The organism is Pseudomonas sp. ZT5P21, from assembly GCF_054897785.1.
Genome location: NZ_CM142705.1, coordinates 5,124,830 through 5,147,258 on the forward strand (window position 1 = coordinate 5,124,830; position 22,429 = coordinate 5,147,258).

33 protein-coding genes are annotated in these 22,429 nt (G+C 55.1%); 1 reads left to right on the forward strand and 32 read right to left on the reverse strand.

Translation table 11 applies throughout. The features are described from left to right. Window positions 1-85: 85 nt before the first annotated feature. On the forward strand, window positions 86-2,920 hold the full coding sequence (gene uvrA / locus ACYZT9_RS23845; RefSeq protein ID WP_462007698.1) for an excinuclease ABC subunit UvrA: 2,835 nt from the start codon (window positions 86-88) through the stop codon (window positions 2,918-2,920). 64 nt (window positions 2,921-2,984) lie between these two features. On the opposite strand, the gene bfr is transcribed toward uvrA, so the two are convergent. The 32 genes from bfr to fusA all read right to left on the reverse strand — a co-directional run bounded on the left by bfr (window position 2,985) and on the right by fusA (window position 22,424). Beyond that, entirely contained in the window at window positions 2,985-3,449 is a 465-nt protein-coding gene (gene bfr, locus ACYZT9_RS23850) for a bacterioferritin (protein WP_462007699.1), read from the reverse strand. A 149-nt stretch (window positions 3,450-3,598) separates the two neighbouring features. Further along, window positions 3,599-5,053, reverse strand: a complete 1,455-nt coding sequence (locus ACYZT9_RS23855; RefSeq protein WP_462007700.1) for a catalase — start codon at window positions 5,051-5,053, stop codon at window positions 3,599-3,601. Window positions 5,054-5,246: 193 nt separating this feature from the next. Continuing rightward, entirely contained in the window at window positions 5,247-5,633 is a 387-nt protein-coding gene (gene rplQ / locus ACYZT9_RS23860; protein WP_007896790.1) for a 50S ribosomal protein L17, read from the reverse strand. A gap of 42 nt (window positions 5,634-5,675) precedes the next feature. Beyond that, the gene (locus tag ACYZT9_RS23865; protein WP_003186012.1) at window positions 5,676-6,677 is read right to left on the reverse strand and encodes a DNA-directed RNA polymerase subunit alpha; all 1,002 of its coding nucleotides are present in this window, start codon (window positions 6,675-6,677) and stop codon (window positions 5,676-5,678) included. Window positions 6,678-6,699: 22 nt separating this feature from the next. Next, on the reverse strand, window positions 6,700-7,320 hold the full coding sequence (rpsD, locus tag ACYZT9_RS23870) for a 30S ribosomal protein S4 (RefSeq protein WP_003210056.1): 621 nt from the start codon (window positions 7,318-7,320) through the stop codon (window positions 6,700-6,702). Window positions 7,321-7,338: 18 nt separating this feature from the next. After that, the gene (gene rpsK, locus ACYZT9_RS23875) at window positions 7,339-7,728 is read right to left on the reverse strand and encodes a 30S ribosomal protein S11 (RefSeq protein WP_002555466.1); all 390 of its coding nucleotides are present in this window, start codon (window positions 7,726-7,728) and stop codon (window positions 7,339-7,341) included. 30 nt (window positions 7,729-7,758) lie between these two features. Then, the gene (rpsM, locus tag ACYZT9_RS23880; RefSeq protein WP_003186020.1) at window positions 7,759-8,115 is read right to left on the reverse strand and encodes a 30S ribosomal protein S13; all 357 of its coding nucleotides are present in this window, start codon (window positions 8,113-8,115) and stop codon (window positions 7,759-7,761) included. Between the two features lie 130 nt (window positions 8,116-8,245). Next, window positions 8,246-8,362: a 50S ribosomal protein L36 gene (gene rpmJ / locus ACYZT9_RS23885; RefSeq protein WP_002555468.1), complete on the reverse strand. Its 117-nt coding sequence runs from the start codon at window positions 8,360-8,362 to the stop codon at window positions 8,246-8,248. A gap of 27 nt (window positions 8,363-8,389) precedes the next feature. Beyond that, on the reverse strand, window positions 8,390-9,718 hold the full coding sequence (secY, locus tag ACYZT9_RS23890; RefSeq protein ID WP_008073883.1) for a preprotein translocase subunit SecY: 1,329 nt from the start codon (window positions 9,716-9,718) through the stop codon (window positions 8,390-8,392). Then, window positions 9,719-10,156: a 50S ribosomal protein L15 gene (gene rplO, locus ACYZT9_RS23895; RefSeq protein WP_007896782.1), complete on the reverse strand. Its 438-nt coding sequence runs from the start codon at window positions 10,154-10,156 to the stop codon at window positions 9,719-9,721. It abuts the gene before it with no gap. Between the two features lie 3 nt (window positions 10,157-10,159). Beyond that, entirely contained in the window at window positions 10,160-10,336 is a 177-nt protein-coding gene (gene rpmD / locus ACYZT9_RS23900) for a 50S ribosomal protein L30 (RefSeq protein ID WP_003186033.1), read from the reverse strand. Between the two features lie 2 nt (window positions 10,337-10,338). Beyond that, window positions 10,339-10,839: a 30S ribosomal protein S5 gene (gene rpsE, locus ACYZT9_RS23905; RefSeq protein ID WP_003186035.1), complete on the reverse strand. Its 501-nt coding sequence runs from the start codon at window positions 10,837-10,839 to the stop codon at window positions 10,339-10,341. 3 nt (window positions 10,840-10,842) lie between these two features. Then, on the reverse strand, window positions 10,843-11,193 hold the full coding sequence (gene rplR / locus ACYZT9_RS23910) for a 50S ribosomal protein L18 (protein ID WP_003186037.1): 351 nt from the start codon (window positions 11,191-11,193) through the stop codon (window positions 10,843-10,845). Window positions 11,194-11,203: 10 nt separating this feature from the next. Beyond that, window positions 11,204-11,737: a 50S ribosomal protein L6 gene (rplF, locus tag ACYZT9_RS23915; protein WP_003176412.1), complete on the reverse strand. Its 534-nt coding sequence runs from the start codon at window positions 11,735-11,737 to the stop codon at window positions 11,204-11,206. Between the two features lie 12 nt (window positions 11,738-11,749). After that, window positions 11,750-12,142: a 30S ribosomal protein S8 gene (rpsH, locus tag ACYZT9_RS23920; protein ID WP_003186040.1), complete on the reverse strand. Its 393-nt coding sequence runs from the start codon at window positions 12,140-12,142 to the stop codon at window positions 11,750-11,752. A gap of 209 nt (window positions 12,143-12,351) precedes the next feature. Continuing rightward, on the reverse strand, window positions 12,352-12,657 hold the full coding sequence (gene rpsN, locus ACYZT9_RS23925) for a 30S ribosomal protein S14 (protein ID WP_003176414.1): 306 nt from the start codon (window positions 12,655-12,657) through the stop codon (window positions 12,352-12,354). 13 nt (window positions 12,658-12,670) lie between these two features. After that, window positions 12,671-13,210 (reverse strand): 50S ribosomal protein L5, encoded by a 540-nt coding sequence (gene rplE / locus ACYZT9_RS23930; RefSeq protein WP_003210069.1) that lies wholly within the window; start codon window positions 13,208-13,210, stop codon window positions 12,671-12,673. A gap of 22 nt (window positions 13,211-13,232) precedes the next feature. Further along, window positions 13,233-13,547: a 50S ribosomal protein L24 gene (gene rplX, locus ACYZT9_RS23935; RefSeq protein WP_003176416.1), complete on the reverse strand. Its 315-nt coding sequence runs from the start codon at window positions 13,545-13,547 to the stop codon at window positions 13,233-13,235. 11 nt (window positions 13,548-13,558) lie between these two features. Continuing rightward, entirely contained in the window at window positions 13,559-13,927 is a 369-nt protein-coding gene (rplN, locus tag ACYZT9_RS23940) for a 50S ribosomal protein L14 (protein WP_002555479.1), read from the reverse strand. A 23-nt stretch (window positions 13,928-13,950) separates the two neighbouring features. Beyond that, window positions 13,951-14,217: a 30S ribosomal protein S17 gene (gene rpsQ / locus ACYZT9_RS23945; protein WP_003176419.1), complete on the reverse strand. Its 267-nt coding sequence runs from the start codon at window positions 14,215-14,217 to the stop codon at window positions 13,951-13,953. Between the two features lie 2 nt (window positions 14,218-14,219). Further along, on the reverse strand, window positions 14,220-14,411 hold the full coding sequence (gene rpmC / locus ACYZT9_RS23950; protein ID WP_008030901.1) for a 50S ribosomal protein L29: 192 nt from the start codon (window positions 14,409-14,411) through the stop codon (window positions 14,220-14,222). After that, window positions 14,411-14,824: a 50S ribosomal protein L16 gene (rplP, locus tag ACYZT9_RS23955; protein WP_261740739.1), complete on the reverse strand. Its 414-nt coding sequence runs from the start codon at window positions 14,822-14,824 to the stop codon at window positions 14,411-14,413. The genes rpmC and rplP overlap by 1 nt, the downstream gene beginning before the upstream one ends. 12 nt (window positions 14,825-14,836) lie before the next feature. Next, window positions 14,837-15,523 carry a 30S ribosomal protein S3 gene (gene rpsC / locus ACYZT9_RS23960; protein ID WP_003176422.1) on the reverse strand — a complete coding sequence of 229 codons (687 nt, stop codon included), beginning with the start codon at window positions 15,521-15,523 and terminating at the stop codon, window positions 14,837-14,839. 13 nt (window positions 15,524-15,536) lie between these two features. Continuing rightward, a complete protein-coding gene (rplV, locus tag ACYZT9_RS23965; RefSeq protein ID WP_003103908.1) occupies window positions 15,537-15,869 on the reverse strand; it encodes a 50S ribosomal protein L22 in 333 nt (110 codons plus the stop codon). Between the two features lie 13 nt (window positions 15,870-15,882). Then, window positions 15,883-16,158 (reverse strand): 30S ribosomal protein S19, encoded by a 276-nt coding sequence (gene rpsS, locus ACYZT9_RS23970; RefSeq protein ID WP_002555486.1) that lies wholly within the window; start codon window positions 16,156-16,158, stop codon window positions 15,883-15,885. Between the two features lie 16 nt (window positions 16,159-16,174). Next, window positions 16,175-16,999, reverse strand: a complete 825-nt coding sequence (gene rplB, locus ACYZT9_RS23975; RefSeq protein WP_003176423.1) for a 50S ribosomal protein L2 — start codon at window positions 16,997-16,999, stop codon at window positions 16,175-16,177. A gap of 14 nt (window positions 17,000-17,013) precedes the next feature. Next, complete coding sequence (gene rplW, locus ACYZT9_RS23980; protein ID WP_002555488.1) at window positions 17,014-17,313, reverse strand: 50S ribosomal protein L23; 300 nt, start codon at window positions 17,311-17,313, stop codon at window positions 17,014-17,016. Next, on the reverse strand, window positions 17,310-17,912 hold the full coding sequence (rplD, locus tag ACYZT9_RS23985; RefSeq protein WP_007896707.1) for a 50S ribosomal protein L4: 603 nt from the start codon (window positions 17,910-17,912) through the stop codon (window positions 17,310-17,312). The genes rplW and rplD overlap by 4 nt, the downstream gene beginning before the upstream one ends. A 12-nt stretch (window positions 17,913-17,924) precedes the next feature. After that, window positions 17,925-18,560: a 50S ribosomal protein L3 gene (gene rplC / locus ACYZT9_RS23990; protein ID WP_003186059.1), complete on the reverse strand. Its 636-nt coding sequence runs from the start codon at window positions 18,558-18,560 to the stop codon at window positions 17,925-17,927. 80 nt (window positions 18,561-18,640) lie between these two features. Beyond that, the gene (gene rpsJ / locus ACYZT9_RS23995; protein WP_003186070.1) at window positions 18,641-18,952 is read right to left on the reverse strand and encodes a 30S ribosomal protein S10; all 312 of its coding nucleotides are present in this window, start codon (window positions 18,950-18,952) and stop codon (window positions 18,641-18,643) included. 141 nt (window positions 18,953-19,093) lie between these two features. Then, a complete protein-coding gene (tuf, locus tag ACYZT9_RS24000; RefSeq protein WP_008145495.1) occupies window positions 19,094-20,287 on the reverse strand; it encodes an elongation factor Tu in 1,194 nt (397 codons plus the stop codon). A 31-nt stretch (window positions 20,288-20,318) separates the two neighbouring features. Continuing rightward, on the reverse strand, window positions 20,319-22,424 hold the full coding sequence (fusA, locus tag ACYZT9_RS24005) for an elongation factor G (protein WP_462007701.1): 2,106 nt from the start codon (window positions 22,422-22,424) through the stop codon (window positions 20,319-20,321). Window positions 22,425-22,429: the final 5 nt, after the last annotated feature.

The window sequence follows — 22,429 nt, forward strand, 5'->3', positions numbered from 1 at the left end:
GTCACCCGCTCGTTTGATAGTGTGCATCCATCCAGTATTTGGCCGTATACTCCTACGTTTTCGACGCCCGCCAAGCGAGGCCACTTTGGACAAGATCCTGATTCGTGGGGCCCGAACCCACAACCTGAAGAACATCGACCTGACCCTGCCACGGGACAAACTGATCGTCATCACCGGCCTGTCCGGATCCGGCAAATCGTCCCTGGCATTTGACACGTTGTACGCCGAAGGCCAGCGCCGCTATGTCGAATCGCTGTCGGCCTATGCCCGGCAGTTTTTGTCGATGATGGAAAAACCTGACGTCGACACCATCGAAGGTTTGTCGCCGGCCATTTCCATCGAGCAGAAGTCGACTTCGCACAATCCGCGTTCGACCGTCGGCACCATCACCGAAATCTACGACTACCTGCGTCTGCTGTATGCACGCGTGGGTATTCCGCGTTGCCCGGATCACGACATTCCGCTGGAAGCGCAGACAGTCAGCCAGATGGTTGATCTGGTCCTCGCGCAACCGGAGGGCAGCAAACTGATGTTGCTGGCGCCCGTGATTCGCGAGCGTAAAGGTGAACACCTTTCGGTCTTCGAGGAATTGCGTGCCCAGGGCTTTGTGCGGGCCCGGGTCAACGGCAGGATCTGCGAACTGGATGAGCTGCCGAAGCTGGATAAGCAAAAGAAGCACTCGATTGATGTAATCGTCGACCGCTTCAAGGTTCGCGCCGATTTGCAGCAGCGTCTGGCCGAGTCGTTCGAGACCGCGCTGAAACTGGCCGACGGCATTGCGCTGGTGGCGCCGATGGACGACGAGCCAGGCGAAGAAATCATCTTCTCTGCGCGTTTCGCCTGCCCGATTTGCGGCCACGCTATCAGCGAGCTGGAACCCAAGCTGTTCTCCTTCAACAACCCGGCCGGCGCCTGCCCGACGTGCGACGGTCTGGGCGTGAAGCAGTTCTTCGACATCAAGCGACTGGTCAATGGCGAACTGACCCTGGCCGAGGGCGCGATTCGTGGCTGGGACAGGCGCAACGTCTATTACTTCCAGATGCTCGGTTCGCTGGCGTCGCACTACAAGTTCAGCCTCGAAGTGCCGTTCAACGAACTGCCGACCGATCAGCAGAAATTCATCCTGCACGGCAGCGGTTCGCAGAACGTCGACTTCAAATACCTGAACGACCGTGGCGACATCGTCAAACGTTCGCACCCGTTCGAAGGCATCGTGCCGAACCTGGAACGTCGCTACCGCGAAACCGAGTCGGCTTCTGTCCGTGAAGAACTGGCCAAGTTCCTCAGCACCCAGCCCTGCCCGGATTGCCGTGGCACACGCCTGCGTCGCGAGGCGCGGCATGTCTGGGTGGGCGAAAAAACGCTGCCCGCGGTTACCAATCTGCCAATTGGCGATGCGTGCGAATACTTCGGCGTTCTGAAGTTGACTGGACGCCGCGGCGAAATTGCCGACAAGATTCTCAAGGAAATTCGTTTACGCCTGCAGTTCCTGGTCAACGTCGGCCTCGACTATCTGTCGCTGGATCGCAGTGCCGACACGTTGTCCGGTGGCGAGGCTCAGCGGATTCGTCTGGCCAGTCAGATCGGTGCCGGACTGGTTGGCGTTCTGTACATCCTCGATGAACCGTCAATTGGTCTGCACCAGCGCGACAACGATCGGTTGCTTGGCACGCTCAAACATCTACGAGATATCGGCAACACGGTGATCGTGGTCGAGCACGATGAAGATGCGATTCGTCTGGCTGACTATGTGGTGGATATCGGCCCGGGGGCTGGCGTGCATGGCGGCCATATCGTCGCCGAAGGCACACCGGCCGAGGTCATGGCTCACCCTGACTCGTTGACCGGCAAATATTTGTCGGGTCGGGTGAAGATCGCCGTACCGGCCAAACGCACACCGCGTAACAAGAAGTTGTCGCTGTCCCTGAAGGGTGCTCGCGGCAACAACTTGCGCAATGTCGATCTGGACATTCCGATTGGTCTGCTGACATGTGTCACGGGCGTGTCCGGTTCGGGCAAGTCGACGCTGATCAACAACACACTGTTTCCTTTAAGCGCTACGGCACTCAACGGTGCAACGACGCTGGAAGCGGCAGCCCACGACAGCATCAAAGGGCTGGAGCATCTAGACAAAGTCGTCGACATTGACCAGAGCCCGATCGGCCGTACGCCTCGCTCCAACCCGGCGACGTACACCGGGCTGTTCACGCCAATTCGCGAGCTGTTCGCCGGCGTGCCGGAATCTCGTTCGCGCGGTTACGGACCGGGGCGTTTCTCCTTCAATGTGAAGGGCGGACGCTGCGAGGCCTGTCAGGGAGACGGCTTGATCAAGGTTGAAATGCACTTTCTGCCGGACATCTATGTTCCGTGCGATGTCTGCAAGAGCAAACGCTACAATCGCGAAACGCTGGAGATCAAGTACAAGGGCAAGAGCATCCATGAAACCCTTGAGATGACCATCGAGGAGGCTCGGGTGTTCTTCGATGCGGTCCCTGCTTTGGCGCGAAAGCTTCAGACGTTGATGGATGTCGGCCTGTCGTACATCAAGCTGGGGCAATCGGCGACCACGCTGTCCGGTGGCGAAGCGCAACGGGTGAAGCTGTCCCGCGAGCTGTCCAAGCGTGATACCGGCAAGACGTTGTACATCCTCGATGAGCCGACGACTGGTTTGCACTTCGCGGATATCCAGCAACTGCTCGACGTGCTGCACCGACTGCGCGACCACGGCAACACCGTGGTGGTGATCGAGCACAACCTGGACGTGATCAAGACGGCCGATTGGTTGGTGGATCTCGGGCCCGAAGGTGGTTCCAAAGGCGGACAGATTATTGCGGTCGGTACGCCTGAAGAAGTCTGCGAGATGAAGCAGTCTCACACCGGTTTCTACCTCAAGCCATTGCTGGCTCGCGACAAGGCCTGAATCAGGCCCATGAAAAAGCCCCTGTCACTTTGTTGGTGACAGGGGCTTTTTTGTACATGGAAAATCAGAACTGCGATTGCAGGTAATTCTCCAGACCGATCAACTTGATCAGACCCAACTGCTTCTCCAGCCAGTAGGTGTGATCTTCTTCGGTGTCGTTCAGTTGAATGCGCAGGATCTCGCGGCTGACGTAGTCCTTGTGCTGCTCACAGAGTTCGATGCCCTTGCAGAGTGCAGCGCGGACTTTGTATTCCAGGCGCAGGTCGGCAGCGAGCATATCCGGTACCGTGGTGCCGACATCCAGATCATCCGGACGCATGCGCGGCGTGCCTTCGAGCATCAGGATACGGCGCATCAGGGCGTCAGCGTGCTGCGCCTCTTCTTCCATTTCGTGGTTGATACGTTCGTAGAGCTCGGTGAAACCCCAGTCCTCATACATCCGCGAATGGATGAAATATTGATCACGCGCCGCCAGTTCGCCGGTCAGCAACGTGTTGAGGTAATCGATTACGTCTGGGTGGCCTTGCATCGCCCTACATCTCCCTGCTTCAAAGTCAGTAGTTTGAACCACAGCGACTGTTTGGTCACTTTGTTTGCGCGACAAAAGCGAAGATATTCTGAGAAAAGAGGTTTAAATAGCGCAAAAACCGCCCAAATGAGGGCGGTTCTGCTTCTCGTTTAGACTTCGTTAAGCTGTACGTTGAGCGCCTTGGCGATCGCTTCTCCATACGCCGGATCGGCCTTGAAGAAATGCTGCAATTGCCGATCAACCACATCGCTTGAAACGCCAGTCATCGCCCCGGCAATGTTGTTGACCAACAGCACCTTCTGCTCATCACTCATGAGTCGAAACAGCGCACCGGCATGACTGTAGTAGTCGGTGTCTTCGCGATGATCGTAACGATCAGCCGCGCCGCTCAACGCAAGAGCAGGCTCAGCATAACGAGGCGCTTGTTTCGGCGACTCGACATAGCTGTTGGGCTCGTAGTTTGGTGCTGCACCGCCATTGCTGCCAAACGCCATGGAGCCGTCACGCTGGTAGCTGTTGACCGGGCTACGAGGCGCGTTTACCGGCAGTTGCTGGTGATTGGTGCCTACACGGTAGCGGTGCGCATCTGCGTAAGCGAACACGCGACCTTGCAGCATGCGGTCCGGTGACAGACCGACACCCGGCACCATGTTGCTCGGACCAAACGCCGCCTGCTCGACTTCAGCGAAGTAGTTCAGCGGATTGCGGTTGAGCTCCAGCTCGCCTACTTCAATCAATGGAAACTCTTTCTGCGACCAGGTTTTGGTCACGTCGAAAGGGTTCTCGTAGTGCGCCGCAGCCTGGGCCTCGGTCATGATCTGAATGCACACTCGCCATTTCGGGAAATCACCGCGCTCAATTGCGCCGAACAAGTCGCGTTGTGCGTAATCCGGATCGGTACCGGCCAGCCGTGCAGCGTCTGCCGGCGAGAGATTCTTGATCCCTTGCTGGGTCTTGTAGTGCCACTTCACCCAGTGACGCTCACCGCTGGCGTTGATCAGGCTGTAGGTGTGGCTGCCGAAGCCGTGCATGTGACGGTAGCCGTCAGGGATGCCACGGTCCGAAAACAGGATGGTGACCTGGTGCAGCGCCTCAGGCGAGTGCGACCAGAGGTCCCACATCATTTGCGCGCTTTTCAAGTTGCTTTGCGGCAGGCGTTTTTGGGTGTGAATAAAGTCCGGGAATTTGAGCGGATCGCGAATAAAGAACACCGGGGTGTTGTTGCCGACGATATCCCAGTTGCCTTCCTCGGTGTAGAACTTCAGGGCGAAGCCACGTGGATCGCGCTCGGTGTCGGCCGAACCGCGCTCACCGCCCACAGTGGAAAAGCGCAGGAAAGTTGGAGTTTGCTTGCCGACGGATTCAAACAGTTTGGCGCTGGTGTACTCGGTGATGTCACTCGTTACGGTGAACGTACCATAAGCACCCGAACCTTTGGCGTGCACACGGCGCTCCGGGATGTTTTCACGGTTGAAATGGGCAAGCTTCTCGATCAGGTGAAAGTCGTCGAGGAGCAATGGGCCACGAGGGCCGGCGGAGCGGGAATTCTGGTTGTCGGCGACAGGAGCGCCACTGGCGGTGGTGAGTGTTTTATTTTGGCTCATGCAATCTCTTCCTCTGTCGGTCTGCCGGCTAATCGGCTGAGAGTGAGTATTGATCACACAGGTTACACCTACTAATTCATTAACCTGCAAGCGCCGATAGAAAAATACTAACGAGGAGTCATGCGAGCAAAACTTTTCAATCGCCCACAAAAAACCGGGCACCAGGCCCGGTTTTCCGTTTCAGACTGACGTCTTACTCAGCGGATACAGCTTCACCGCCGACAGGACGATCAACCAACTCGACGTACGCCATAGGCGCGTTGTCGCCAGTGCGGAAACCGCACTTGAGGATGCGCAGGTAGCCACCCTCACGGGTAGCGTAGCGCTTGCCCAGGTCGTTGAAGAGCTTACCAACGATAGCTTTCGAACGAGTACGGTCGAAAGCCAGACGGCGGTTAGCCAGGCTGTCTGTCTTGGCCAAAGTGATCAGCGGCTCAGCAACGCGACGCAGTTCTTTAGCTTTTGGCAGTGTAGTTTTGATCAGCTCGTGCTCGAACAGCGACACCGCCATGTTTTGAAACATGGCCTTGCGGTGTGAGCTGGTGCGGCTCAGGTGACGACCACTTTTACGATGACGCATGGTTCATTCCTTACCAAACACAACGTTCGGTGATTACGACGATCAGGCAGTCGCCTTGTCGTCCTTCTTAAGACTTGCAGGCGGCCAGTTGTCGAGGCGCATGCCGAGGGACAGACCGCGGGAGGCCAGAACGTCCTTGATTTCAGTCAAGGATTTCTTGCCAAGGTTCGGAGTCTTCAACAGCTCTACTTCGGTACGCTGAATCAGGTCACCGATGTAGTAGATGTTTTCCGCCTTAAGGCAGTTAGCCGAACGTACAGTCAGTTCCAGATCGTCAACCGGGCGAAGCAGGATCGGATCGATCTCGTCTTCCTGCTCGACAACCACTGGCTCACTGTCACCTTTGAGGTCGACGAACGCAGCCAACTGCTGTTGCAGAATGGTTGCAGCGCGGCGGATAGCCTCTTCAGGATCCAGGGTACCGTTGGTTTCCAGATCAATAACCAGCTTGTCCAGGTTAGTACGCTGCTCGACACGGGCGTTTTCCACCACGTATGCGATACGGCGAACCGGGCTGAACGAAGAGTCAAGCTGCAAGCGACCGATGCTGCGGCTTTCGTCTTCATCGCTCTGACGCGAGTCTGCCGGTTCATAACCACGACCACGAGCTACGGTGAGCTTCATGTTCAGGGCGCCGTTAGACGCCAGGTTAGCGATTACGTGATCGGGGTTAACGATCTCGACATCATGATCCAGCTGAATATCGGCAGCGGTAACCACCCCCGAACCCTTCTTCGACAAGGTCAGCGTAACTTCGTCACGACCGTGCAGCTTGATAGCCAGACCTTTAAGGTTCAACAGGATTTCAATTACGTCTTCCTGTACGCCTTCGATGGCGCTGTACTCATGGAGTACACCGTCAATCTCGGCCTCGACTACTGCACAGCCGGGCATTGAGGACAACAGGATGCGGCGCAGCGCGTTGCCCAGGGTGTGGCCGAAACCACGCTCGAGAGGCTCGAGAGTGATCTTGGCGCGGGTTGGACTGACAACCTGCACATCAATATGGCGCGGTGTCAGGAACTCATTTACCGAAATCTGCATGGATGCACCTATTTTCTAGCCCTTACTTGGAGTAGAGCTCGACAATCAGGCTTTCGTTGATGTCGGCGGACAGATCACTGCGAGCTGGAACGTTCTTGAAAACGCCCGACTTCTTCTCAGTGTCTACTTCTACCCATTCTACGCGGCCACGTTGGGCACACAGATCGAGAGCTTGGACAATGCGAAGTTGGTTCTTTGCTTTCTCGCGAATCGCGACTACGTCACCAGCACGAACCTGGTAAGACGGCACGTTTACGGTCTGACCGTTAACGCTGACGGATTTGTGCGATACCAGCTGACGGGATTCGGCACGAGTAGAGCCAAAACCCATACGGTATACAACGTTGTCCAGACGGCATTCGAGCAGTTGCAGCAGGTTTTCACCCGTTGCACCTTTCTTGCCGGCAGCTTCTTTGTAGTAGCCGCTGAACTGACGCTCGAGAACGCCGTAGATACGACGGACCTTCTGCTTTTCACGCAGTTGGGTGCCGTAATCGGACTGGCGACCGCGGCGTTGGCCGTGGATACCAGGTGCTGCTTCAATGTTGCACTTCGATTCGATCGCGCGCACGCCGCTCTTCAGAAAGAGATCGGTGCCTTCGCGACGAGCGAGTTTGCATTTTGGACCAATGTAACGAGCCATTCTTTACAATCTCCTGGATTACACGCGGCGCTTCTTCGGCGGACGGCACCCGTTGTGCGGGATTGGCGTCACGTCGGTGATGCTGGCGATCTTGTAGCCACAGCCGTTCAAAGCGCGGACTGCAGATTCACGACCTGGGCCTGGACCTTTGACGTTAACGTCGAGGTTTTTCAGACCGTATTCCAGCGCAGCTTGACCAGCACGTTCAGCAGCTACTTGAGCAGCAAACGGGGTGGACTTGCGGGAACCGCGGAAACCCGAACCACCGGAGGTAGCCCAGGAAAGAGCGTTGCCTTGACGGTCGGTGATGGTCACGATTGTGTTGTTAAAAGAAGCGTGGATGTGGGCGATGCCATCAACCACTGTCTTTTTAACTTTTTTACGAGGACGAGCAGCAGGTTTAGCCATGATTAATTTCCTGTCGATTCGCTGGGGCGATTACTTGCGGATCGGCTTACGCGGACCTTTACGGGTACGCGCGTTAGTCTTGGTACGCTGACCGCGCACTGGAAGACCACGACGATGACGCAGACCGCGATAGCAACCGAGGTCCATCAAACGCTTGATTTTCATGTTGATTTCGCGACGCAGGTCACCTTCAGTGGTGAACTTCGCCACTTCGCCACGCAGCTGTTCAATCTGCTCGTCGCTCAGATCCTTGATCTTTGCGGCTGGGTTTACCCCAGTCACTGCACAGATCTTCTGTGCAGTAGTGCGACCAACACCATAGATGTAGGTCAGCGAGATAACAGTATGCTTGTTATCTGGAATGTTAACGCCTGCAATACGGGCCATTCAGTGGGACTCCAATTGACAGCTACCTACGCCCCGGAAGCCAAGAAATAGGGCGCGAGATAATATCGCTGTAATAACAAATAATCAACCCGGTAGCGCACTAGCTACCGGGCTTGAAGCACAATCACACTCAGCCTTGGCGCTGTTTGTGACGCGGTTCCGCGCTGCAAATTACTCGAACAACACCTTCGCGGCGAATAATCTTGCAGTTACGGCACAGCTTTTTCACCGATGCACGAACTTTCATCACCAACTCCTCGAACCTTATGGGTACTCAGCGCAACATGCCGCTGCCGTAACCCTTCAGGTTGGCTTTCTTCATCAGGGATTCGTACTGGTGCGAAACGAGGTGCGATTGTACTTGGGACATGAAGTCCATCACAACCACGACGACGATCAGCAACGAGGTCCCGCCAAGGTAGAACGGAACGTTTGCTGCAACCACCAGAAACTGGGGCAACAGGCACACGGCCGTCATATATAGAGCACCGAACAGGGTCAAACGAGTCAGAACGCCATCAATGTAGCGCGCAGACTGCTCACCTGGACGGATGCCCGGAATAAAGGCACCGGACTTCTTCAGGTTTTCCGCTACGTCTTTCGGATTGAACATCAACGCCGTATAGAAGAAGCAGAAGAAAATAATCCCTGCACTAAACAGCAGAATATTCAACGGCTGACCAGGAGCGATCGACTGCGAGATGTCCTGCAACCAGCCCATACCCTCGGACTGACCAAACCAGGTACCCAACGAAGCCGGAAACAGCAAGATGCTGCTCGCGAAAATGGCCGGAATAACACCCGCCATGTTCACTTTCAACGGCAAGTGGCTGGTCTGCGCAGCAAAGACCTTGCGGCCCTGCTGACGCTTGGCGTAATGCACAGCAATACGACGCTGGCCACGCTCAATGAACACCACAAAACCGATAATCGCTACTGCCAACAAACCGATGGCAACCAAGGCGAATATGTTGATATCACCCTGACGCGCAGACTCGAAAGACTGCCCGATCGCCCTCGGAAGACCGGCGACGATACCTGCGAAAATCAACATCGAGATACCGTTGCCAACACCACGCTCAGTAATCTGCTCACCCAACCACATCATGAACATCGCACCAGCCACAAAAGTGGATACCGCGACGAAATGGAAGCCAAAGTCACCAGTGAACGAAACGCCCTGCCCCGCCAGACCAATGGACATGCCAATTGCCTGAACGAGAGCGAGGACGACAGTGCCGTAGCGGGTGTACTGGGCAATCTTGCGACGCCCAGCTTCACCTTCCTTCTTCAACTGCTCCAGCTGCGGGCTGACGGCGGTCATCAGCTGCATGATGATCGATGCCGAGATGTACGGCATGATCCCCAGTGCAAAGATGCTCATCCGTTCCAGCGCGCCGCCGGAAAACATGTTGAACAAGCTAAGAATGGTCCCCTCATTCTGTCGAAACAGGTCCGCGAGTCGGTCCGGGTTGATACCTGGAACCGGGATGTGTGCGCCTATTCGGTAGACGATAATCGCCAGGAACAGAAAACGCAGACGAGCCCAAAGTTCAGACATACCGCCTTTGCCGAGCGCAGAGAGAGCACCTTGCTTAGCCATTTATTCCTCGAACTTGCCGCCAGCTGCTTCGATAGCCGCACGCGCACCTTTGGTGGCGCCGATTCCCTTTCCGATGGTAACAGCGCGAGTCACTTCGCCGGACAGCATGATTTTCACACGCTGTACGTTGACGTTGATCACGTTGGCATCTTTCAGGGACTGCACGGTGACGATGTCGCCTTCCACTTTAGCCAGTTCGGACAAACGCACTTCTGCGCGATCCATGGCTTTCAGGGAAACGAAACCGAACTTCGGCAGGCGACGATGCAGCGGCTGTTGGCCGCCTTCAAAGCCTGGAGCAATGGTGCCACCGGAGCGGGAGGACTGACCTTTGTGGCCACGGCCACCGGTCTTGCCCAAACCACTACCGATACCACGGCCCGGACGATGCTTTTCGCGACGGGAACCCGGCGCTGGACTCAGATCATTGAGTTTCATCGATTAACCCTCGACACGCAGCATGTAGTAAGCCTTGTTGATCATCCCGCGATTCTCGGGAGTATCAAGTACTTCTACAGTGTGACCGATGCGACGCAGACCCAGACCCTTAACGCACAGTTTGTGGTTAGGGATGCGGCCGGTCATGCTTTTGATCAGCGTAACTTTAACGGTAGCCATGATCAGAAGATCTCCTTGACGCTTTTGCCACGCTTGGCGGCAATGGATTCAGGAGACTGCATAGCTTTCAAACCTTTGAAAGTGGCGTGAACCACGTTTACCGGGTTAGTCGAGCCGTAGCACTTGGCCAGAACGTTCTGAACACCAGCAACTTCGAGGACAGCACGCATAGCGCCGCCAGCGATGATACCGGTACCTTCAGAAGCAGGCTGCATGTACACCTTCGAAGCGCCGTGAGCGGACTTCATTGCGTACTGCAGAGTGGTGCCGTTCAGATCAACTTGGATCATGTTGCGGCGAGCAGCTTCCATTGCCTTCTGGATCGCAGCAGGCACTTCACGCGACTTGCCACGGCCGAAGCCAACACGCCCTTTACCATCACCCACCACGGTCAACGCGGTGAAAGTGAAGATACGGCCGCCTTTAACGGTTTTGGCTACGCGGTTAACTTGAACCAGCTTCTCGATGTAGCCTTCGTCGCGCTTTTGGTCGTTATTTGACATAACTTAGAACTCCAGCCCAGCTTCACGAGCAGCATCAGCCAGCGCTTTAACGCGGCCGTGGTACTTGAAGCCAGAGCGGTCGAAAGCCACTTGCGAGACGCCAGCGGCCTTAGCACGCGTAGCGACCAGCTGGCCAACCTTAGTGGCCGCGTCGATGTTGCCAGTGGCGCCATCACGCAGTTCTTTATCCAAAGTCGAGGCAGATGCCAGAACTTTGTTGCCGTCGGCCGAAATGACCTGGGCGTAGATGTGCTGCGACGAGCGGAACACGCAGAGACGCACGACTTCGAGTTCGTGCATTTTCAGGCGTGCTTTGCGAGCGCGACGCAGTCGAGTAACTTTTTTGTCGGTCATTTGCTATGCCCTACTTCTTCTTGGCTTCTTTACGACGGACGACTTCGTCCGCGTAGCGCACACCTTTGCCTTTGTACGGCTCTGGTGGACGGAAGTCGCGGATCTCGGCGGCCACTTGACCTACCAGCTGCTTGTCGATGCCCTTGATCAGGATATCGGTCTGGCTAGGAGTCTCAGCGGTGATGCCTTCCGGCAGTTCATAATCCACTGGGTGCGAGAAGCCAAGAGCCAGGTTCAGCACTGTGCCTTTTGCTTGCGCTTTGTAACCAACACCGACCAGCTGGAGCTTGCGCTCGAAGCCTTGGCTTACGCCTTGGACCATGTTGTTTACCAACGCACGAGTGGTACCAGCCATTGCGCGAGTTTGTTGATCGCCATTGCGAGCAGCGAAACGCAGCTCACCAGCTTCTTCAACAATCTCAACGGACGAATGGATGTTCAGTTCAAGAGTGCCCTTGGCACCCTTCACCGAAAGCTGTTGGCCTGCGAATTTGACTTCGACACCGGCTGGCAGCTTAACGGGGTTCTTAGCGACGCGTGACATGCTTATCCCCCCTTAGAACACAGTGCAAAGAACTTCGCCGCCGACACCGGCAGCGCGCGCAGCACGATCCGTCATCACACCTTTGTTGGTGGAGACGATAGACACACCGAGACCGCCACGAACTTTTGGCAGATCATCGACGGACTTGTACTGACGCAGGCCTGGACGGCTAACGCGCTTCACTTCCTCGATGACCGGACGGCCTTCGAAGTACTTCAGCTCGATGGACAGCAGTGGTTTGATTTCGCTGCTGATCTGATAACCCGCAATGTAACCTTCGTCCTTCAGGACTTTGGCAACAGCTACCTTCAAAGTAGAAGATGGCATGCTTACGACGGACTTTTCAGCCATCTGGGCATTACGGATACGAGTTAGCATGTCCGCTAACGGGTCCTGCATACTCATGGGCTAGACGCTCCTAATACAAAAAAATTAGCCTTGCGGCTATTACGTGTCGCCGAGCACATCCATGCGAAAAAAGCACGGGCTCAGGCGAGCCGGGTATTCTAGACACACCCCACAAATGAATCAAGCCCCAAAAGGGGCTTGATTCATGTTCAAGGTCACCGGTGGTCAGGATCTTGCGATCCCGCACACCGAGACTTTGACAGTGCTTACCAGCTGGCTTTAACCAGACCAGGTACGTCACCACGCATTGCAGCTTCACGCAGTTTGTTACGGCCGAGGCCGAACTTGCGGTAAACGCCGTGTGGACGACCGGTCAGGCGGCAGCGGTTACGCATGCGCGAAGCGCTTGCGTCACGTGGCTGCTTCTGCAGAGCTACTGTAGCTTCCCAACGCGCTTCTGGACTTGCGTTCAGATCAACGATGATAGCTTTCAGTGCTGCACGCTTTTTGGCGTACTTGGCAACCGTGAGCTGACGCTTCAGCTCGCGGTTTTTCATGCTCATCTTGGCCATTTTCCTACTCCAATCAGTTGCGGAACGGGAATTTGAAAGCACGCAACAGGGCGCGACCTTCATCATCGTTCTTGGCAGTGGTGGTCAGGGTAATGTCCAGACCGCGGAGAGCATCGATCTTGTCGTAGTCGATTTCCGGGAAGATGATCTGCTCTTTAACGCCCATGCTGTAGTTACCACGACCATCGAAGGACTTGGCATTCAGGCCGCGGAAGTCGCGGACCCGAGGCAGGGAGATCGACAGCAGACGATCCAGGAATTCGTACATACGCTCACGGCGCAGGGTCACTTTGACGCCGATCGGCCAACCTTCACGGACTTTAAAGCCAGCGATGGATTTCCGAGCGTAGGTCACAACGACTTTCTGGCCGGTGATCTTTTCCAGGTCAGCAACAGCGTGCTCGATGACTTTTTTGTCGCCGATCGCTTCGCCCAGACCCATGTTCAGGGTGATTTTGGTAACGCGCGGAACTTCCATCACGTTCGAAAGCTTAAGTTCTTCCTTAAGTTTCGGAGCGATTTCCTTCCGGTAAATCTCTTTTAGTCGTGCCATGGTCTCATCTACCTAGCAGTGTTCAAGCATCAACCGCTTTTTGGGTCGACTTGAAGACACGAATTTTCTTGCCGTCTTCTACTTTGAAACCAACGCGGTCAGCCTTGTTGGTTTCGCCGTTGAAAATGGCGACGTTAGAAGCATCCAGTGGAGCTTCTTTTTCGACGATACCGCCCTGCACGCCCGACATCGGGTTAGGCTTGGTATGACGCTTAACCAGGTTCAGACCACCAATAACCAAACGGTTATTAGCGAGAACCTTAAGCACCTTACCGCGCTTACCTTTGTCTTTGCCGGCGATCACGATGATCTCGTCGTCACGACGAATCTTTTGCATGTCGGATCTCCTTACAGCACTTCTGGGGCGAGCGAGACGATCTTCATGAACTTCTCAGTACGAAGTTCACGGGTCACTGGCCCAAAGATACGGGTGCCGATCGGCTCTTGCTTGTTGTTCAGAAGAACAGCAGCGTTGCCATCAAAGCGGATAATGGAGCCATCAGCACGACGTACGCCGTGACGAGTGCGGACTACAACAGCAGTCATCACTTGGCCTTTTTTCACTTTACCGCGAGGAATCGCTTCCTTGACGGTAACTTTGATGATGTCACCGATACCAGCGTAACGACGATGGGAGCCACCCAGCACCTTGATGCACATAACGCGGCGAGCGCCGCTGTTATCGGCCACATCGAGCATGGATTGAGTCTGAATCATATAATTTCTCCGACCCCTAGTCCTTAGACTTCCACAGCGCGTTCGAGAACATCAACCAGCGCCCAAGACTTGGTCTTGGCCAAAGGACGAGTTTCACGAATAGTGACTTTGTCGCCGATGTGGCACTGATTGGTTTCGTCGTGCGCGTGCAGCTTAGTCGAACGCTTAACGTATTTACCGTAGATCGGGTGCTTTACGCGACGCTCGATCAGAACGGTGATGGTCTTGTCCATTTTGTCGCTGACAACACGGCCAGTCAGCGTACGGACGGTTTTTTCGGCTTCAGCCATGATTACTTACCTGCCTGCTGTTTGAGCACAGTCTTCACGCGAGCGATGTCACGCTTAACTTGCCGGAGCAGGTGAGACTGCCCCAACTGGCCAGTTGCTTTCTGCATACGCAGATTGAACTGGTCGCGCAGCAGGCCGAGCAGTTGCTCGTTAAGCTGCGGCGCGTCTTTTTCACGAAGTTCATTCGCTTTCATCACATCACCGTCCGTTTAACAAAAGCGGTGGCGAGCGGCAGCTTTGCAGCAGCCAAGGCAAAAGCCTCACGCGCCAGCTCTTCAGTTACACCCTCGATTTCATACAGGACTTTGCCTGGCTGAATCTGGGCAACCCAATACTCCACGTTACCCTTACCTTTACCCATACGAACTTCGAGGGGCTTTTTGGAGATAGGCTTGTCCGGGAATACACGGATCCAGATCTTGCCGCCACGTTTAACGTGACGGGTCAGTGCACGACGCGCTGACTCGATCTGACGAGCGGTGAGACGACCACGAGCTACAGACTTCAGCGCGTATTCGCCGAAGCTGACTTTGCTACCGCGCAATGCCAGGCCACGGTTGTGACCAGTCATTTGCTTGCGGAACTTCGTACGCTTTGGTTGCAACATTTGGCGTACCCCTTACTTAGCAGCTTTTTTACGAGGCGCTGGTGCTTGTGGTTTCAGCTCTTCTTGGCGACCACCGATTACTTCGCCTTTGAAGATCCAAACCTTTACACCGATCACACCATAAGTGGTGTGAGCTTCGTAGTTGGCATAGTCGATGTCGGCACGCAGGGTGTGCAGTGGCACACGACCTTCGCGATACCATTCAGTACGTGCGATTTCAGCACCGCCGAGACGACCGCTCACTTGGATTTTGATGCCCTTGGCACCAATGCGCATGGCGTTCTGTACAGCGCGCTTCATAGCGCGACGGAACATTACGCGACGCTCCAGCTGCTGAGCTACGCTCTGCGCAACCAACATACCGTCGAGTTCCGGCTTGCGGATTTCTTCGATATTGATGTGCACAGGCACACCCATTTGCTTGGTCAGGTCCTGACGCAGTTTCTCAACATCTTCACCTTTCTTCCCGATAACGATACCTGGACGAGCGGTGTGGATGGTGATACGTGCTGTTTGAGCCGGACGATGGATATCGATACGGCTTACGGACGCGCTTTTTAGTTTGTCTTGGAGATACTCACGCACCTTCAGATCAGCGAACAAATAGTCCGCATAAGTCCGACCGTCTGCGTACCAGACGGAGGTGTGCTCCTTGACGATTCCCAGGCGAATGCCAATGGGATGTACTTTCTGACCCATCTCTTCGACTCCGTTACTTGTCAGCAACCTTGACAGTGATATGGCAAGACCGCTTGACGATGCGATCAGCACGGCCTTTGGCACGTGGCATGATTCGCTTCAGCGAACGCCCTTCGTTGACGAAAACGGTGCTGACTTTAAGGTCATCAACGTCTGCGCCTTCGTTATGCTCGGCGTTGGCTACGGCCGACTCCAGCACTTTCTTCATGATCTCGGCGGCTTTCTTACTGCTGAAAGCCAACAGGTTGAGCGCTTCGCCCACCTTCTTCCCGCGGATCTGGTCGGCGACCAAGCGGGCTTTCTGGGCGGAGATTCGAGCGCCCGACAACTTAGCGGCTACTTCCATCGTTCCTTACCCCTTAACGCTTGGCTTTCTTGTCTGCCACGTGCCCACGATATGTGCGGGTACCGGCAAACTCGCCTAGTTTGTGGCCGACCATGTCTTCGTTCACGAGAACTGGAACATGTTGACGACCGTTATGGACTGCAATGGTCAGACCGACCATTTGTGGCAGGATCATCGAACGACGCGACCAGGTTTTAACTGGTTTGCGATCGTTCTTTTCCGCCGCCACTTCGATCTTCTTCAGTAGGTGAAGATCAATAAAAGGACCTTTTTTCAGAGAACGTGGCACTGTCGTATCCCTCTATTTACTTGCGACGACGGACGATCATTTTGTCGGTACGCTTATTACCACGAGTCTTCGCGCCCTTAGTCGGGAAGCCCCATGGCGATACCGGATGACGACCACCAGAGGTACGACCTTCACCACCACCATGTGGGTGGTCAACCGGGTTCATGGCAACACCACGAACGGTTGGGCGAACGCCACGCCAGCGTTTGGCACCAGCTTTACCCAGCGAACGCAGGCTATGCTCGGAGTTCGAGACTTCACCCAGGGTCGCGCGGCATTCAGCCAGCACTTTACGCATCTCACCAGAACGCAGACGCAGGGTCACGTAGACACCTTCACGAGCGATCAACTGAGCCGAAGCACCAGCGGAACGAGCGATTTGCGCGCCTTTACCTGGCTTCAATTCGATGCCGTGTACGGTGCTACCAACTGGAATGTTACGCAGTTGTAGAGCGTTGCCCGGCTTGATCGGCGCCAAAGCACCTGCGATCAGCTGGTCGCCAGCACTCACGCCTTTAGGCGCGATGATGTAGCGACGCTCGCCATCTGCGTACAGCAGCAGAGCGATGTGAGCAGTACGGTTTGGATCGTATTCGATACGCTCGACAGTGGCAGAGATGCCATCTTTGTCGTTGCGACGGAAATCGACCAGACGATAATGCTGCTTATGGCCACCACCGATGTGACGAGTGGTAATGCGACCATTGTTGTTACGACCACCAGTCTTCGATTTTTTCTCGAGCAGCGGTGCGTGAGGAGCGCCTTTATGCAGCTCCTGGTTGACCACCTTGACCACAAAACGGCGGCCAGGGGAAGTCGGTTTGCATTTAACGATTGCCATGATGCACCCCTTCCTTACTCAGCACTGCTGCTGAAATCGAGATCTTGGCCTGGCTGAAGGGAGATAACTGCCTTCTTCCAGTCATTACGCTTGCCCAGACCGCGAGCAGTGCGCTTGCTCTTACCCAGAACATTCAGGGTAGTAACACGCTCTACTTTCACGCTGAACAGGCTTTCGACGGCCTTCTTGATTTCCAGCTTGGTTGCATCAGTTGCAACCTTGAAAACGAACTGGCCTTTCTTGTCAGCCAGAACCGTAGCCTTCTCGGAAACGTGCGGGCCAAGCAGAACTTTAAATACGCGTTCCTGGTTCATCCCAGCAGCTCCTCGAATTTCTTCACGGCCGACACGGTGATCAACACCTTGTCGTATGCGATCAGACTGACTGGATCAGAACCTTGCACGTCACGTACATCAACGTGTGGCAGGTTGCGAGCAGCCAGGTACAGGTTCTGATCAACGACTTCAGACACGATCAAGACGTCAGTCAGGCCCATGCCGGTCAGTTTGTTCAGCAGATCTTTGGTCTTCGGTGCATCAACAGCGAAGTCCTGAACCACAACCAGACGATCAGTACGCACCAGCTCAGCAAGGATGGAACGCATTGCTGCGCGATACATCTTCTTGTTCAGCTTCTGGGTGTGATCCTGAGGACGAGCTGCGAAAGTGGTACCGCCGCCACGCCAGATTGGGCTACGGATAGTACCGGCACGAGCACGGCCAGTACCTTTCTGACGCCATGGGCGCTTACCGCCACCACGAACGTCGGAACGGGTCTTTTGCTGCTTGCTACCTTGACGGCCGCCGGCCATGTAGGCCACGACTGCTTGGTGAACCAGCGTCTCGTTGAATTCGCCGCCAAATGTCAGTTCGGAAACTTCGATCGCTTGAGCGTCATTTACATTTAATTGCATGTCAGCTTCCCCTTAACCGCGAGCCTTGGCTGCTGGACGTACAACCAAGTTGCCGCCAGTAGCGCCAGGAACAGCGCCCTTGACCAACAACAGATTGCGTTCAGCGTCCACGCGCACTACTTCGAGGGACTGCACGGTCACGCGCTCAGCGCCCATATGACCGGACATTTTTTTGCCCTTGAATACACGACCAGGAGTCTGGCACTGGCCGATAGAGCCTGGAACGCGGTGGGACACGGAGTTACCGTGGGTATTATCTTGCCCGCGGAAGTTCCAACGCTTGATCGTACCCTGGAAGCCTTTACCCTTGGACTGACCGGTTACATCAACCAGTTGACCAGCAGCGAAGATTTCAGCGTTGATCAGATCGCCGGCCTGGTACTCGCCTTCTTCAAGGCGGAATTCCATTACGGTACGACCAGCGGCAACGTTCGCTTTAGCGAAGTGGCCAGCCTGAGCAGCTGTAACACGCGAAGCACGACGCTCGCCTACAGTGACTTGCACTGCACGATAGCCATCGGTCTCTTCAGTTTTGAACTGGGTGACGCGATTCGGCTCGATCTCAATGACCGTGACCGGAATGGAGACACCTTCTTCGGTGAAAATACGGGTCATACCGCATTTACGACCGACTACACCAATAGTCATGTTGTAAACCTCATGAGTGTACGGGGCTTTCACCCGCTATGGCCGCCCATTTCAGAGCGTTACACGACTAAGACCGAGTCTTAGCCGAGGCTGATCTGCACTTCCACACCGGCCGCAAGATCAAGCTTCATAAGAGCATCAACGGTTTTATCCGTTGGCTGGACGATGTCCAGAACGCGCTTATGAGTACGGATCTCGTACTGGTCACGCGCGTCTTTGTTGACGTGCGGGGAGACCAGAACGGTGAACCGCTCTTTACGGGTAGGCAGTGGAATTGGACCACGCACTTGAGCACCAGTACGTTTCGCGGTTTCCACGATTTCCTGGGTGGATTGGTCGATCAGGCGATGGTCAAAAGCCTTCAACCTGATACGGATTTGCTGATTTTGCATTGGATTTCAGACTCCGGCTGCTATTCCCACCGAGCGCAATACGCCCGTTAAAAGGAGGCGCAATTCTATAGACGCCCCAGATAGGTGTCAACCCAATAAAAAAGCCCCCGCTAGGCGGGGGCTTTTTCAAGTCATCGCTAATTAAGCGATGATTTTGGCTACGACGCCAGCGCCGACGGTACGACCGCCTTCACGAATAGCGAAACGCAGACCATCTTCCATTGCGATGGTTTTGATCAGGGTGACAACCATTTTGATGTTGTCGCCTGGCATTACCATTTCAACGCCTTCCGGCAGTTCGCAGTTACCGGTCACGTCAGTGGTCCGGAAGTAGAACTGTGGACGGTAGCCTTTGAAGAACGGAGTGTGACGACCGCCTTCTTCTTTGCTCAACACGTACACTTCAGCTTCGAAGGTAGTGTGCGGCTTAACCGAACCTGGCTTGACCAGAACCTGGCCACGCTCAACGTCGTCACGCTTGGTGCCACGCAGCAGCACGCCGCAGTTCTCGCCAGCACGACCTTCGTCGAGCAGCTTACGGAACATTTCAACACCGGTGCAGGTGGTGACAGTAGTGTCACGCAGACCAACGATTTCCAGTGGATCCTGAACCTTGACGATACCGCGCTCGATACGGCCAGTTACAACAGTACCGCGACCGGAGATCGAGAATACGTCTTCGATTGGCATCAGGAACGGCTTGTCGATAACACGGACCGGATCCGGGATGTAGCTGTCCAGAGTCTCAACCAGTTTACGAACGGCAGTGGTGCCCATTTCGTTGTCGTCTTGGCCGTTCAGAGCCATCAGAGCCGAACCGATGATGATCGGAGTGTCGTCACCCGGGAAGTCGTAAGTGCTCAGCAGATCGCGCACTTCCATCTCAACCAGTTCCAGCAACTCAGCGTCGTCAACCATGTCAGCCTTGTTCAGGAAGACAACGATGTACGGAACGCCAACCTGACGGGACAGCAGGATGTGCTCACGGGTTTGTGGCATCGGACCATCAGCGGCCGAGCAAACCAGGATAGCGCCATCCATCTGAGCAGCACCGGTGATCATGTTCTTCACATAGTCAGCGTGACCTGGGCAGTCAACGTGAGCGTAGTGACGGATCAGCGAGTTGTATTCAACGTGCGCGGTGTTGATGGTGATACCACGAGCTTTCTCTTCCGGAGCGCTGTCGATCTTGTCGAAAGCAACAACGGCCGAACCGAAAACTTCGGAGCAGACGCGAGTCAGAGCAGCGGTCAGCGTGGTTTTACCGTGGTCGACGTGACCGATGGTGCCAACGTTGACGTGCGGGAGGGTACGGTCAAATTTTTCTTTAGCCACGACAATTAACTCCTAGCCTAAAGGGGCTGAATCAGCCTTGTTTTTTGGTAACGGTTTCGACGATGTGCGACGGAGCCGTATTGTATTTTTTGAATTCCATAGAGTAGCTTGCGCGACCTTGGGACATGGAGCGAACGTCGGTTGCGTAACCGAACATCTCACCCAACGGAACCTCGGCGCGAATCACTTTGCCGGAAACCGTATCTTCCATACCCAGGATCATGCCGCGACGACGGTTAAGGTCGCCCATCACGTCACCCATATAGTCTTCAGGTGTAACAACTTCTACCGCCATGATCGGCTCAAGCAACTCACCACCGCCCTTCTGGGCCAGTTGCTTGGTCGCCATGGAGGCAGCCACCTTAAACGCCATCTCGTTGGAGTCGACGTCGTGGTAGGAACCATCAAACACGGTAGCCTTCAGGCCGATCAGCGGATAGCCGGCAACGACGCCGTTCTTCATCTGCTCTTCGATACCCTTCTGGATAGCCGGGATGTATTCCTTAGGAACCACACCACCCACTACTTCGTTCACGAATTGCAGACCTTCCTGACCTTCGTCAGCAGGAGCAAAACGGATCCAGCAATGGCCGAACTGACCACGACCGCCGGATTGACGAACGAACTTACCTTCGATTTCACAGTTCTTCGTGATGCGCTCACGATAGGAAACCTGAGGCTTACCGATGTTGGCTTCGACGTTGAACTCACGGCGCATCCGGTCAACCAGGATGTCCAGGTGCAACTCGCCCATGCCGGAGATGATCGTTTGACCAGTCTCTTCATCAGTCTTGACGCGGAAAGACGGGTCTTCCTGAGCAAGCTTGCCCAGAGCGATACCCATTTTTTCCTGGTCGTCCTTGGTCTTAGGCTCTACGGCAACCGAAATAACCGGCTCCGGGAAGTCCATGCGAACCAGGATGATTGGCTTGTCAGCGTTGCACAAAGTCTCACCAGTGGTGACGTCCTTCATGCCGATCAAGGCCGCGATGTCACCAGCGCGTACTTCCTTGATTTCTTCACGGGCGTTTGCGTGCATTTGCACCATACGACCCACGCGCTCTTTCTTGCCTTTAACCGAGTTGATCACGCCGTCGCCGGAGGCCAACACGCCCGAGTAAACCCGAACAAAGGTCAAGGTACCCACGAATGGGTCCGTAGCGATCTTGAACGCCAGAGCCGAGAACGGCTCGCTGTCGTCCGCGTGACGCTCCATTTCCTTGGTCTCGTCATCCGGGTCAGTACCCTTGATGGCAGGAATGTCGGTAGGAGCAGGCAGGTAGTCGATAACGGCGTCGAGAACCAGGGGAACACCCTTGTTCTTGAAGGAAGAACCGCAAACAGCCAGGACGATCTCACCAGCGATAGTACGCTGACGCAGAGCAGCCTTGATTTCCGCGTTGGTGAGCTCTTCACCTTCGAGGTACTTGTTCATCAGCTCTTCGCTGGCTTCGGCCGCAGCTTCAATCATATTGCTGCGCCACTCGTCAGCCAGTTCCTGCAACTCAGCAGGGATAGGCTCGCGACGTGGAGTCATGCCTTTGTCAGCATCGTTCCAGTAAACAGCTTCCATTGCCATCAGATCGATCTGACCCTGGAAGTTGTCTTCGGAACCGATAGCCAACTGGATTGGCACCGGGGTGTGACCCAGACGCTGTTTGATCTGACCGATCACGCGCAGGAAGTTCGCACCAGCACGGTCCATCTTGTTTACGTAAACAAGACGTGGAACGCCGTATTTGTTGGCTTGACGCCATACGGTTTCCGACTGAGGCTCAACACCCGAAGTGCCGCAGAACACAACAACCGCGCCGTCGAGAACACGCAGGGAACGCTCAACTTCAATAGTGAAGTCAACGTGGCCCGGGGTGTCGATGACGTTGAAGCGGTATTGGTCCTTGTGCTGCTTCTCGGAACCCTGCCAGAAGGCGGTAATGGCAGCAGAAGTAATGGTAATACCACGCTCCTGCTCCTGAACCATCCAGTCTGTGGTCGCGGCGCCGTCATGCACCTCGCCCATTTTGTGACTTTTGCCAGTGTAAAAAAGGACGCGCTCGGTGGTGGTGGTTTTACCAGCATCCACGTGAGCAACGATACCAATGTTACGGTAGCGATTAATCGGTGTTGTACGAGCCATAAAGC

Bases quoted from the DNA above. Each gene is read 5' to 3' on its own strand.
- rpsK (WP_002555466.1), bottom strand. From the start codon at position 7,728: ATGGCTAAACCTGCTGCTCGTCCTCGTAAAAAAGTTAAAAAGACAGTG.
- rplN (WP_002555479.1), bottom strand. From the start codon at position 13,927: ATGATTCAGACTCAATCCATGCTCGATGTGGCCGATAACAGCGGCGCT.
- rpsD (WP_003210056.1), bottom strand. From the start codon at position 7,320: ATGGCTCGTTACATTGGTCCAAAATGCAAACTCGCTCGTCGCGAAGGC.
- rpsN (WP_003176414.1), bottom strand. From the start codon at position 12,657: ATGGCCAAGATGAGCATGAAAAACCGCGAGCTGAAGCGTCAGCTCACG.
- rpmD (WP_003186033.1), bottom strand. From the start codon at position 10,336: ATGGCTACCGTTAAAGTTACGCTGATCAAAAGCATGACCGGCCGCATC.
- rplF (WP_003176412.1), bottom strand. From the start codon at position 11,737: ATGTCACGCGTCGCTAAGAACCCCGTTAAGCTGCCAGCCGGTGTCGAA.
- rpsQ (WP_003176419.1), bottom strand. From the start codon at position 14,217: ATGGCTGAAGCCGAAAAAACCGTCCGTACGCTGACTGGCCGTGTTGTC.
- rpsJ (WP_003186070.1), bottom strand. From the start codon at position 18,952: ATGCAAAATCAGCAAATCCGTATCAGGTTGAAGGCTTTTGACCATCGC.
- rplX (WP_003176416.1), bottom strand. From the start codon at position 13,547: ATGCAAAAGATTCGTCGTGACGACGAGATCATCGTGATCGCCGGCAAA.
- rplR (WP_003186037.1), bottom strand. From the start codon at position 11,193: ATGACCGACAAAAAAGTTACTCGACTGCGTCGCGCTCGCAAAGCACGC.
- rpsM (WP_003186020.1), bottom strand. From the start codon at position 8,115: ATGGCCCGTATTGCAGGCGTTAACATTCCAGATAACAAGCATACTGTT.
- rplC (WP_003186059.1), bottom strand. From the start codon at position 18,560: ATGACTATTGGTGTAGTCGGTCGTAAATGCGGTATGACCCGTATTTTC.
- rplO (WP_007896782.1), bottom strand. From the start codon at position 10,156: ATGAAACTCAATGATCTGAGTCCAGCGCCGGGTTCCCGTCGCGAAAAG.
- rplW (WP_002555488.1), bottom strand. From the start codon at position 17,313: ATGAACCAGGAACGCGTATTTAAAGTTCTGCTTGGCCCGCACGTTTCC.
- rplE (WP_003210069.1), bottom strand. From the start codon at position 13,210: ATGGCACGACTAAAAGAGATTTACCGGAAGGAAATCGCTCCGAAACTT.
- rplB (WP_003176423.1), bottom strand. From the start codon at position 16,999: ATGGCAATCGTTAAATGCAAACCGACTTCCCCTGGCCGCCGTTTTGTG.
- rpmC (WP_008030901.1), bottom strand. From the start codon at position 14,411: ATGAAAGCGAATGAACTTCGTGAAAAAGACGCGCCGCAGCTTAACGAG.
- rpmJ (WP_002555468.1), bottom strand. From the start codon at position 8,362: ATGAAAGTTCGTGCATCGGTGAAAAAGCTGTGCCGTAACTGCAAGATT.
- bfr (WP_462007699.1), bottom strand. From the start codon at position 3,449: ATGCAAGGCCACCCAGACGTAATCGATTACCTCAACACGTTGCTGACC.
- rplP (WP_261740739.1), bottom strand. From the start codon at position 14,824: ATGTTGCAACCAAAGCGTACGAAGTTCCGCAAGCAAATGACTGGTCAC.
- rplQ (WP_007896790.1), bottom strand. From the start codon at position 5,633: ATGCGTCATCGTAAAAGTGGTCGTCACCTGAGCCGCACCAGCTCACAC.
- secY (WP_008073883.1), bottom strand. From the start codon at position 9,718: ATGGCTAAGCAAGGTGCTCTCTCTGCGCTCGGCAAAGGCGGTATGTCT.
- fusA (WP_462007701.1), bottom strand. From the start codon at position 22,424: ATGGCTCGTACAACACCGATTAATCGCTACCGTAACATTGGTATCGTT.
- rpsC (WP_003176422.1), bottom strand. From the start codon at position 15,523: ATGGGTCAGAAAGTACATCCCATTGGCATTCGCCTGGGAATCGTCAAG.
- rpsE (WP_003186035.1), bottom strand. From the start codon at position 10,839: ATGTCAAATAACGACCAAAAGCGCGACGAAGGCTACATCGAGAAGCTG.
- ACYZT9_RS23865 (WP_003186012.1), bottom strand. From the start codon at position 6,677: ATGCAGATTTCGGTAAATGAGTTCCTGACACCGCGCCATATTGATGTG.
- rplV (WP_003103908.1), bottom strand. From the start codon at position 15,869: ATGGAAGTAGCCGCTAAGTTGTCGGGCGCTCGAATCTCCGCCCAGAAA.
- ACYZT9_RS23855 (WP_462007700.1), bottom strand. From the start codon at position 5,053: ATGAGCCAAAATAAAACACTCACCACCGCCAGTGGCGCTCCTGTCGCC.
- rplD (WP_007896707.1), bottom strand. From the start codon at position 17,912: ATGCAATTAAATGTAAATGACGCTCAAGCGATCGAAGTTTCCGAACTG.
- rpsH (WP_003186040.1), bottom strand. From the start codon at position 12,142: ATGAGTATGCAGGACCCGTTAGCGGACATGCTAACTCGTATCCGTAAT.